Annotated in this window: 12 protein-coding genes; 1 reads left to right on the top strand and 11 read right to left on the bottom strand. The window is 50.2% G+C overall.

The features are described from left to right. Nucleotides 1-242: 242 nt before the first annotated feature. The 4 genes from ACI48K_RS09290 to ACI48K_RS09275 all read right to left on the bottom strand — a co-directional run bounded on the left by ACI48K_RS09290 (nucleotide 243) and on the right by ACI48K_RS09275 (nucleotide 3542). Entirely contained in the window at nucleotides 243-1199 is a 957-nt protein-coding gene (locus ACI48K_RS09290; protein WP_475027320.1) for an SDR family NAD(P)-dependent oxidoreductase, read from the bottom strand. A gap of 126 nt (nucleotides 1200-1325) precedes the next feature. After that, complete coding sequence (locus ACI48K_RS09285) at nucleotides 1326-1871, bottom strand: hypothetical protein (RefSeq protein WP_475027298.1); 546 nt, start codon at nucleotides 1869-1871, stop codon at nucleotides 1326-1328. Nucleotides 1872-1883: 12 nt separating this feature from the next. Next, entirely contained in the window at nucleotides 1884-3050 is a 1167-nt protein-coding gene (locus ACI48K_RS09280) for a hypothetical protein (RefSeq protein WP_475027297.1), read from the bottom strand. A gap of 69 nt (nucleotides 3051-3119) precedes the next feature. Beyond that, on the bottom strand, nucleotides 3120-3542 hold the full coding sequence (locus ACI48K_RS09275) for an Rrf2 family transcriptional regulator (protein WP_475027296.1): 423 nt from the start codon (nucleotides 3540-3542) through the stop codon (nucleotides 3120-3122). Nucleotides 3543-3686: 144 nt separating this feature from the next. Between ACI48K_RS09275 and ACI48K_RS09270 the strand changes: the two genes are divergently transcribed. Next, the gene (locus tag ACI48K_RS09270; RefSeq protein ID WP_475027295.1) at nucleotides 3687-4193 is read left to right on the top strand and encodes a DUF3231 family protein; all 507 of its coding nucleotides are present in this window, start codon (nucleotides 3687-3689) and stop codon (nucleotides 4191-4193) included. A 63-nt stretch (nucleotides 4194-4256) separates the two neighbouring features. On the opposite strand, the gene ACI48K_RS09265 is transcribed toward ACI48K_RS09270, so the two are convergent. The 7 genes from ACI48K_RS09265 to ACI48K_RS09235 all read right to left on the bottom strand — a co-directional run bounded on the left by ACI48K_RS09265 (nucleotide 4257) and on the right by ACI48K_RS09235 (nucleotide 8943). Then, a complete protein-coding gene (locus tag ACI48K_RS09265; RefSeq protein ID WP_475027294.1) occupies nucleotides 4257-5150 on the bottom strand; it encodes an AraC family transcriptional regulator in 894 nt (297 codons plus the stop codon). Between the two features lie 32 nt (nucleotides 5151-5182). Then, complete coding sequence (locus tag ACI48K_RS09260; protein ID WP_475027293.1) at nucleotides 5183-6043, bottom strand: oxidoreductase; 861 nt, start codon at nucleotides 6041-6043, stop codon at nucleotides 5183-5185. Nucleotides 6044-6146: 103 nt separating this feature from the next. Beyond that, entirely contained in the window at nucleotides 6147-6617 is a 471-nt protein-coding gene (locus tag ACI48K_RS09255) for a GNAT family N-acetyltransferase (protein ID WP_475027292.1), read from the bottom strand. A 204-nt stretch (nucleotides 6618-6821) separates the two neighbouring features. After that, the gene (locus ACI48K_RS09250) at nucleotides 6822-7223 is read right to left on the bottom strand and encodes an NUDIX hydrolase (protein ID WP_475027291.1); all 402 of its coding nucleotides are present in this window, start codon (nucleotides 7221-7223) and stop codon (nucleotides 6822-6824) included. A gap of 22 nt (nucleotides 7224-7245) precedes the next feature. Beyond that, a complete protein-coding gene (locus ACI48K_RS09245) occupies nucleotides 7246-7728 on the bottom strand; it encodes a DMT family transporter (protein ID WP_475027290.1) in 483 nt (160 codons plus the stop codon). A 37-nt stretch (nucleotides 7729-7765) separates the two neighbouring features. Continuing rightward, nucleotides 7766-8464, bottom strand: a complete 699-nt coding sequence (locus ACI48K_RS09240) for a Crp/Fnr family transcriptional regulator (RefSeq protein WP_475027289.1) — start codon at nucleotides 8462-8464, stop codon at nucleotides 7766-7768. 53 nt (nucleotides 8465-8517) lie between these two features. Then, nucleotides 8518-8943: a DMT family transporter gene (locus tag ACI48K_RS09235; protein ID WP_475027288.1), complete on the bottom strand. Its 426-nt coding sequence runs from the start codon at nucleotides 8941-8943 to the stop codon at nucleotides 8518-8520. Nucleotides 8944-9016: the final 73 nt, after the last annotated feature.

Here is a 9016-nt window from a genome sequence, read left to right as displayed (position 1 = left end):
GTTTCCATCGTTTTTGGCTGCCCTCCTCACCCATGCGTCTAGGAGTAATTATATAGCATTCCAGATTTGGGAAATAGGAACACCGTGTGGAGGTTTGAAGAAATATACACGATAGTTAACATAACTATCATTATGTTAACTATCGTGTATTGGCTTCAGAGCAATAAATCCATTGTCACTCAAAAAGCGCCGGCAGCGGAAAGAGATTCTCCCGCTGCCGGCGCCAACTGCCTCCCTCCGACTCAGATCTTAAACTTCACGCCGGTTAGTTCCTCGCTAAGCAGCCACAAACGCTCGGCGAGCTCCGAATCGATCGCCGAAGCAACAACCCCCGGACCAAATTCGCTGTCCGCAGGCACCAGCTTCGAGATGTCGACGTCTTCGCAGTAGACGCCGCCTTTGCCGTCCAATTGCGGGCTCGTTGCGCACCAGACACTTGTCGCCGCGCCCTGCTCCGCGGTTTTGAACTCGTACATCGCGCTGCTTTCCTGGACTTCCTCATTCGGCAATTCACGCACCAGATCCGTCATGATCGCTCCGGGGTGAACGGCAAAAGCACGAACACCGTGCGCAAAACCGCGTTTGTCCAGCTCAACCGCGAACAGCGATGGCGCTGTTTTCGATTGGCCGTAGGCGTTGTACCTTTCGTATTCCCGCCGTTCGAAGTTCGGGTCGTCGAAATCGACGCTTCCGAAACGAATGGCAATCGATGACAGCGCTACGACCCTCGCGGCTCCCGACTGCTTAAGCGCCGGCCAAAGCCGGGCCGTCAATTGAAAATGACCCAAGTGGTTGGTCGCAAATTGGGATTCGTATCCGCGCTTGTCGCGTTTCAAGGTCGGGACCATGATCCCCGCGTTATTGATCAGAATATCAAGCGGGCGACCGGAATCCAGGAACCGCCGGGCAAAAGCATCGATGGAAGCGGGGTCCATCAGATCCAACTCATCCAGCTCCACACGCGGAATGTCCGCCAACGCGGCACGGGCTTTCTCCGGCGTGCGAACCGGAACGATCACGGTTGCTCCCGCTTCCGCCAGTACGCGCGTCGTTTCAAGACCAATCCCCGAGTATCCGCCGGTCACGATCGCGGTTTTGCCGCTCAGATCGCGGCCGCCCAAGGCTTCCCGCGCGGTCGTCTTCGGACCGAATCCCGTTGGAAGCGGGGTCTGAGGTGTTTTTATATAGCTGCTCTCCATATTCAACATGCTTTTTCCTCCTAATTATAAGTGTTAGTCAGGATCTTTCATTAGCATGTTATCCGATGGAGTATACTCCAGGTCAAGCGGTTATAAATAAATTAGAATAGATGTATTTTTCCCAATTCATTTTGGTCCAAAGTTTAAGCCGAACCAATCACTCATCTGGTTTCGAATTTGCTCCGCCTCATCGTAATCTTGTGCTTCGGCAACCATATACAAGGGTTGATCCTGTAATTTGCTATGCTCAAGCCATACGTCTGTAGCGCTGATAACAACCTTCTCGAAACGGTTGTCAAACCACATCTGACCAAAACGGGTACTGGCAATAGGCCCGTTTGGCTCGTTTGAAATTTCGTATATGATACTCCCCAAACGTGTCCCCTTGTTTTTCCATACAGTATACATCACCGTATTATTGTCTTTTTTCGTTAATTCCATATTATCTACGATAATTGAACCTATGAATTTTTCCTGCCGAAACAACGGCCGGTACAGCGTGCCTTTTATCTTGATCTGGGTCTTTTCAACCGAAGCCGGGTCCTTGTCCAAATAACTCACCGCAGGCCGCACCACATCCACGTTTTGGGGAAAGCGATAATAGTACAGAAATACGGCGCCGATCACAGCGACGATTGAAACCGTAACGATAAGTGGTTTTATAATTTTCATTCCAAGTATCCTCTACTCTTTCGTTTTGCTCCATTCGATGCCGATTTCCGGGTCAACGCCCCGAAGTGCATCGACTCGGATGAACAGCCTGTTGCTGTAGGTCTTTGAATTATTGCCGTCGATGGTGATGTTCCCCTTGCCGGTCTTAACCAGGTATTTATACCCGTCAGCGCCTGTTCCCGGTTCAACCTTCCAGCCCATGAAATCGGACACGGATTTAAGCGGTACGTACAGAAAGCGATCCATCCCGTAAAAAGCGAAAGGAAGCGGGATGTTTTGTTCCTCGATGTTCAACGTAGCCTCATAGCTTTGACGGTAAGAGACTTCCTCGACCGGCAGCGAAGCGATGTCCAAATCCTCCGGAATCGTCGGCTCTGCATTTCCCCGGGGGCTCATGAACTTCTCTGCTTCTTTAGCCGAAGCTAACCGTGACTTCTCCGTAGATGAATCATAAATGTACTGCTTGCGAGTGGGCTCGTTATATACGAATAGGACCTGCCCGAGCTTTTCGTTAACCCCCCAGATCGAGCCCAAAGCGACTCTTTTTATAACACCGGTGCTTACGTTGATACGCACGATTTCGTTCTGCTTCTCCCTTGGGTTGAACCTCTCCATAAGAAGCGACCCGTCCGGCAGCCAGAAAGTGATTGGCGCTTGCGTGATGTCATCAATTTGGCGGATCACGCCGTTTTGCCAATTTTTCACCAAGATAGCATGATGAGTGATTTGGCCGTAATTCGGGTCCTTTTGATAATATTCGAAGCTCCTTACTCCAAATATACCGCTTGGAGATTCAGAATATCCTTCCCTGGCTACAAGTTCGTTCGCGGAAGCATCGTAGTACACTTCGTCAAACGGAAGAGGCGTAATTCCCTTTACCATAGCACCTTTGTATTTAGAGTTAGGTGCATATCCTCCTCCAAGACTCATGACAGTGTCCGGAAGAATCGTCCAAGCCCCATCCGCCGAGTGCTGCACAACGAGCCGTTCCGTGCTCCCGTCCGGTTTGTCCCTGAAAGCATTGAAAAATACTTCGTTGGTTGCTTTGTCGGTATAAACATAATAAGAGTAAAACTTTTCGCCGCTTGCGGAAACCGCATGGGGCAACAACCCGCTAAGCATGGCCGCTGCGAGGATAACACTCGATGAAGCGCGAACCAGCCTTCCAAAACTCTTCATTTTTCTCCACACCCTTTCCATTACCTGTAAATAAGACGAAGAAGAACTGAGAAAGTTCCGTTTAGCTCACTAGATTGCTGATTTATTTTCAAGGCAAACTCGCGTCAGTTCGTTAATCCGCTTTTTGCCAAGCTCCTGCAGGATCGCTTGTTCCATGCTTTGAATCAAATCCGCGGTTGCCGTCTTGTTCATTTCCGAAAATAGCGAATCCCCCGTTAGCAAAGGCAGCAATATTTCCGAGCAGACGATCTCTTCCGCACTCCGCTTTAGTCCGTATCCCCCTTCCCGTCCTTCGCGGGAATATAGGATATTTCCCTCCACCAGCTTGGATAAAATAAGCCGAAGGGTAGACGCATCGGCCTCCAATGTCTGAGCCAATCTCCTGCTCGAACATAGGCCGGGATGCAGCGATATATACATGACCGCTTCAAGGGCCAGTCCAAAGGATCTCCAGGTAAATGTGAAGCTTCCGCCATCGTTCGTTTTATGCACTATTGAGTCTCCCTTTTCGTAGTAATAAGCTGCAATCCGAGCGTAACATAAGGAATATGCCAACAGCATGTCATATTTATCGGCAAACTTTTTCCGGCTTTGGGCATAATACAGCGCGAACATAAAAACAAAGGAGAATGAACAATGGGCGTGTTGGATGGAAATCCGAAAAACGAACCGATGCATTTCGGCGAAGTTTTTACCGTGTGGGAAACCTCGATGGCGGCGAAGCTGCTGGTATCCTACTATCAACTGCTTTTTTGCCATGCGGGAGACAAGGAACTTAAAGGAATTCTGAAAGAACTGATCGAACAAGCTCGGCTCGAAGTCAAAGAGTTGGATAAGCTGCTGACCGACAACGGCATTACCCCCGCTCCCGATCTGCCGGACAGACCGGATGCCAAATTGGAGGATATCCCTGCCGGAGCAAGATTCTCCGATCCTGAGATCGCATCGAAAATCGCCATGGACATTTCCGCGGGAATCGTGGGCTGTAGCGCGGCTATGGGACAATCCATCCGGGAAGATATCGGCGCTTTGTTCGCAAAATATCATGTCACCAAATCCGCTTTAGGACTCAAAATTTTGCGGATGCTTAAAGAGAAAGGCTGGCTCGTTCCTCCTCCTTTGCTGGTCAAGAGTACGGAATAGGCAATGATGAAACGCTAAAAAACCCGCGCAACCCGCGCGGGTCTTCAATGATAAGCCAATAGATTAAGAATTGAAAACCAAAGACTGCTTATATAAGGAAGGCGATATGCCGAATTTCTCTTTAAATACCTTCGAAAAGTGGGCGACATTCTCAAACCCCGCCAGGAAACAGATTTCCGTCACGGAGAACGGCGAATTCGTCAATAAATCTCGGGCTCTCTCCAAACGGCGGTTTCGTATCCAATTCAGCGGCGTCGTATTGTAAATCTCTCTGAAATCCCGCTTAAAGGTGGATAAGCTTCTCCCGGACAAATAGGCCAAATCGTTCAGCGATACGGGATTATACAGATTTTCCTCCACGACCTCCGTGATGCTTTTTCTTTCTTTGTGCTTCAATTGCAAAAACTGAAACAGGAAATTTTTATCGGCGTCCGCGACATCGAACAAAAGTTCCAGCAATTTAATTTTCACGAGCCCGTTTCCGATCCCCTCAGGCTCTGCAAATAAAGGCTTCAGCGATTCGATATAGCTGAGAAGCCGGCCGCTTAACGGGTTCACGGAAACCGGGACCAACGCCGCGGGATAGGAAGGCTTAAGATCGGCCATTTTGATGAAATCGTTCAGGACGTCGTCCTTCAGGAAAAACATCATGTAATCGAGCAGATACTCGTCATCCAATGACCCCGACTTTTCGTATTCGATTACAATGGACTTTTGCAGAAGCACCATCTCGTTCTTCTTCACATGATACGTCTGATTGCCGAATCGGACGGTGTATTGACCGTTAAGCACGAACAGGAGCAAATGATCCTCCAGAAACATCGTTCCCGTCCGGCTGGTCGTATGGAAGCAGGCTTCGATAACGGTAAGTCCGTCCATTTTCAGCATTCCCTGTTCATTTTCGACTCTCCCCAATTCCTTGGGAGCTTTAATTACCTTCCTAATCCCCTCGGCCAATGTATTTCCTCCCGACTCCCTAATGAATGAAGTTACTGCAGCGGTCCCTTCACATCATCATGATCCGTTCCCGTAACCACGCCGTACCAATCGGCAATATCCTTATGCAGATTCGCCGTTTTATCCATATATCTTTGCAGTGTATCATTGCCCAGCGGCAGATGCACCGGCGGTTTGTCCGCATTCGCCAGCATGATGACCGCTTGCGCCAGCTTGGCGGGGTTTCCCGGTTGCTTCCGGTTGATATCCGTGGCTAATCTTCTCATTGCGCCTACGGTTGAATCGTAATCTTCGATTACATTCGAGGTGCGAGTGAGCGAGGAAACATCGAGAAAATCGGTTCTGAAAAACCCGGGCTCCAAGGCGGTAACGTGAATGCCCAGCGGCGCAAGCTCCAGAGCCAAAGTCTCCGTCAGGCCTTCAACGGCAAATTTGGTTGCTCCATACACGCCCCAGCCGGTGTATGAAGCCAGGCCTCCAACCGAGGAGATATTAATGATATGTCCGGATTTTTCTTTTCGCATATAAGGCAAAACCGCGCGCGTCACATTGAGCAAACCGAACACGTTGGTTTCAAAGTTCTTCTTGACTTCCTCGCCTGTAGCCTCCTCCACGGCACTAAGCAGCCCGTAGCCGGCGTTATTGACCAGGACGTCGATGCGGCCAAATTGATCAACCGCTTGTCGCGCCGCATCTTTGGCCTGCTGCTCATCGGTAATATCGAGCAATACGACTTGAAGATTGTCCGGATTTCCCAGCTTGCTCGAGAGGCTCTCCGCCGAGTTCCGAACCGTTGCCACCACTTTGTCTCCGGATTCAAGGACGCCTTTGATGATTTCAAATCCAAGACCTCTTGCCGCACCCGTAACCATCCATACCTTTTGTTCTGCCATTTAGTATTCCATCCTTTCGAGATTTGATGAAATAACTATAACGCAGCTGCAAAGGTTTCACTTTTCTATAAAGTCCATCGTATTTGTTCATTCGGCTCAATTTTTACAGGTCTTTGATGTACCAGGCATCGCAGGCATAATGCTCCGAGCCCTCAAGCGGCGCTTCCATGAGTTCAAAGCCGTGCTTTTGATAGAAACGGTTGGCCGCCGTCATATTGCTTAGGGTTTCAAGATAGCATTTTCGATAATGCTGCTTCGCAAAAGCCAAAGCCGTCCGCAGCAGCTCCGCGGCAACTCCCTTCCCCCGAAGGCTTTGGGACAGATACATTTTCTGCAATTCGCAAACTTCGCCGGATGTCCCGAATTCGGCGATACCGGCGCCGCCCAGCACGATGCCGTCCTCTTCCGCCACCCAGTACGCTCTTGCATCTTCCTGGTAAAACTCGTAAAGATAATGCAGGCTGTCGTCTTCCCAAGCCAGACCCGACCGGTTCCCGCCGAATTCGATCAGGCATTCCCGGATGATTTTCTCGATCGCGGCGTTGTCCCCCTGCTGAATTTCCCGGATGACCATATGTATTTCCTCCCCTGCCCGCCGCCAATGCAGCTCAATAAAATTCAATCTATTGTCCATGATATCGTCTGGAGAAGGGGATGTAAATTCCGGCATCCGTTGGGCGCCGGTTTCAAACGACTGGGCAAAAATCGCGAAACAGCGCAATGTTAACGGATGATCAAACAAGGTTGGCCGGTTTGAAATTTCATTCGTAATCGAGATCTAAGTAAGCAGGTTCATCTCGCGCAGCTTGTCAAATATCAATTGGCTGGCCGCGGATACGCGGTTCCGGTCGGCGTACGTCAGCCAGGCTAATTCTTCGATTTCGGAGGAAGCACGCGGTTCACCTTCAAAATCTCCGCTGTAACAAGTCATTTTTACTCGGGTTCCCCCCGATTTGCCGTGCGCCTCCGCTTCAAACGTACCGAAATACGCAATCGTTTCCGCTTTGATTTGAACGGACAACTCTTCCTCGACTTCCCGTATGAGCGTCTCCTCATCCGTTTCTCCGGATTCTCTTTTGCCTCCGGGAAAATAGTAAGCATCCTTCCCTTTGGAGCGGGCGCTCAGCACCTTTCCGCCATCAAGGTAAATCCAGGCCACTTTATCGATCACCGCCGTCATTTAGGCTTCACCTTCCTTTTTCTTATTCCAGCGCCTCTTTCTCCCGGACTGCAGCAGCTTCGGTAGCGCGACCGCCGCCGAGCTTAAACACGAAGATACCGCCAACGATAACCAGAACGCCAAGCAGCTGCTTGAACGTGAAAGGCACCTGCTGCAAGCCCAGCCATCCCAGCGAATCGAACAACAAGGCAAACCCAAGCTCCGAGGTCATCGTGATGGCGATGGCATAGGTCGGCCCAAGATGCCGGATCCCGTGCACCATACAGGTGACCACGCCAACGCCGATCAGGCCGCTGAACCAGAACCAGGGCTGCATCGGATGCAGGGCAAACATTTGCTTGCCTTCAATGACCAGGCCGATGACAAATGATGCCGCAAATCCCATCCCAAGCACGATGGTGGTTGTGGTCCAGATTCCGACCCGTTCATTGACTTTGCTGTTGAAAATATTTTGCGTGCCGACAAGCGCTCCGGCAAGGAGCGATAAGAGAATTCCCCAAAACATAGACATGTTCTCCCTTATGAGTTCCTAATGGATTCGATTATTCGTAAATATTGTGACCGGCAAGCAGACTTAAGCCTTCCTTGTCTTTGACGTGAATGACTTCCTTTTTCCGCTCGACAAACCCTTCCGCGCTCATTTTCTGAATAATCCGGTTCAAATGGCGGTAGCTGGTTCCGATGAGATTGGCCGCATCTTTAAGTTCGGAGGTAGCGAGTTGTCCCCTGAACAGGGAATCCTCCTCGTCGAAGGAAACGGACAGCAGGTAGCTGGCAAATCGCACCTCCACCGGATACATCAGATTAAAGCTCAAGGAATTCGATTTCAAATAAAACTTGTCCGTGATGATTCGCAGCAGAAATTGCAGAAGCGGCGCGTAATCGCCGGCGTATTTTCTCAGCAAGCGGTAAGATACGCCGATCATCGTCACCGAAGATACGGCCTCCACCGTATTAATAATTTCAACGTTCTGAATGTACTCGACATCCCCGATTGCTTCCAGCGGATTCTTGAAGCTGATCACGAGCGTTCGTCCCTCCGGCGAGGTATTATAGATCTTGATTTTCCCCTTCACCAGCACATACAGCGTATGCGCGGGTTCTCCTTGAGAACAAATCGGCTCGCCCTGGTCAAAAGAAAGCAGCGTCAAATACGACAGAAGCGGTTCCGGAAATACGGATTTGATGTTATGAGCCTTAAGGTACGAGTACAACTGCGCCTTGTCATGGATTTCTTTCATGGAAAGGTTCGCCTCCAGCTTTCAGCGGTTACTTTTTCAGGGAATGCATTCCTTTAAAATTTCAAAATGACGACGCCGGCAATCATCAACGCAATCCCGATGAACTGCGGCAGCTTCATTTTCTGTTTCGCCACGCCAAACCAGCCGGTGCTGTCAACGAGAAAAGTCAGGCACAACTGGGCGATCAGCACGGCCGACATGGAAAGCGTCGCGCCGACGAGATGAATCGCCGTAATATTGCTGAATATAACAATGGCGGCAAACGCGCCCCCCGCCAGGTAAAGCGGAGAAATTCGCTTCAATTCGCGGCGGCTTCCGTCTCTGACGAACGCCAAAATCAGCAGAGCCGCCACGAACCCGGTCATTTGGGTCAAGGCCGCCGCTTGCCACGTACCGATTTCCTCCCCGATCCGGGTATTCGCTACACCCTGCAGCGTAATAAAAGCCCCGGCCAAAAATGCAAAAATGACTCCTCGCATCGGTTTCTCTCTCCTTAAAACTTGTGTGAAAAGCTTCTGTTCCTAATTAAATGATATCTTGAGCCTTTTGGGA

The sequence above is a fragment of the Paenibacillus terrisolis genome, assembly GCF_056171975.1.
This window is presented reverse-complemented; position numbering and strand designations above follow the sequence as displayed.

Bases quoted from the DNA above. Each gene is read 5' to 3' on its own strand.
- ACI48K_RS09285 (WP_475027298.1), bottom strand. From the start codon at position 1,871: ATGAAAATTATAAAACCACTTATCGTTACGGTTTCAATCGTCGCTGTG.
- ACI48K_RS09245 (WP_475027290.1), bottom strand. From the start codon at position 7,728: ATGTTTTGGGGAATTCTCTTATCGCTCCTTGCCGGAGCGCTTGTCGGC.
- ACI48K_RS09290 (WP_475027320.1), bottom strand. From the start codon at position 1,199: ATGGAGAGCAGCTATATAAAAACACCTCAGACCCCGCTTCCAACGGGA.
- ACI48K_RS09270 (WP_475027295.1), top strand. From the start codon at position 3,687: ATGGGCGTGTTGGATGGAAATCCGAAAAACGAACCGATGCATTTCGGC.
- ACI48K_RS09260 (WP_475027293.1), bottom strand. From the start codon at position 6,043: ATGGCAGAACAAAAGGTATGGATGGTTACGGGTGCGGCAAGAGGTCTT.
- ACI48K_RS09280 (WP_475027297.1), bottom strand. From the start codon at position 3,050: ATGAAGAGTTTTGGAAGGCTGGTTCGCGCTTCATCGAGTGTTATCCTC.
- ACI48K_RS09255 (WP_475027292.1), bottom strand. From the start codon at position 6,617: ATGGTCATCCGGGAAATTCAGCAGGGGGACAACGCCGCGATCGAGAAA.
- ACI48K_RS09250 (WP_475027291.1), bottom strand. From the start codon at position 7,223: ATGACGGCGGTGATCGATAAAGTGGCCTGGATTTACCTTGATGGCGGA.
- ACI48K_RS09235 (WP_475027288.1), bottom strand. From the start codon at position 8,943: ATGCGAGGAGTCATTTTTGCATTTTTGGCCGGGGCTTTTATTACGCTG.
- ACI48K_RS09240 (WP_475027289.1), bottom strand. From the start codon at position 8,464: ATGAAAGAAATCCATGACAAGGCGCAGTTGTACTCGTACCTTAAGGCT.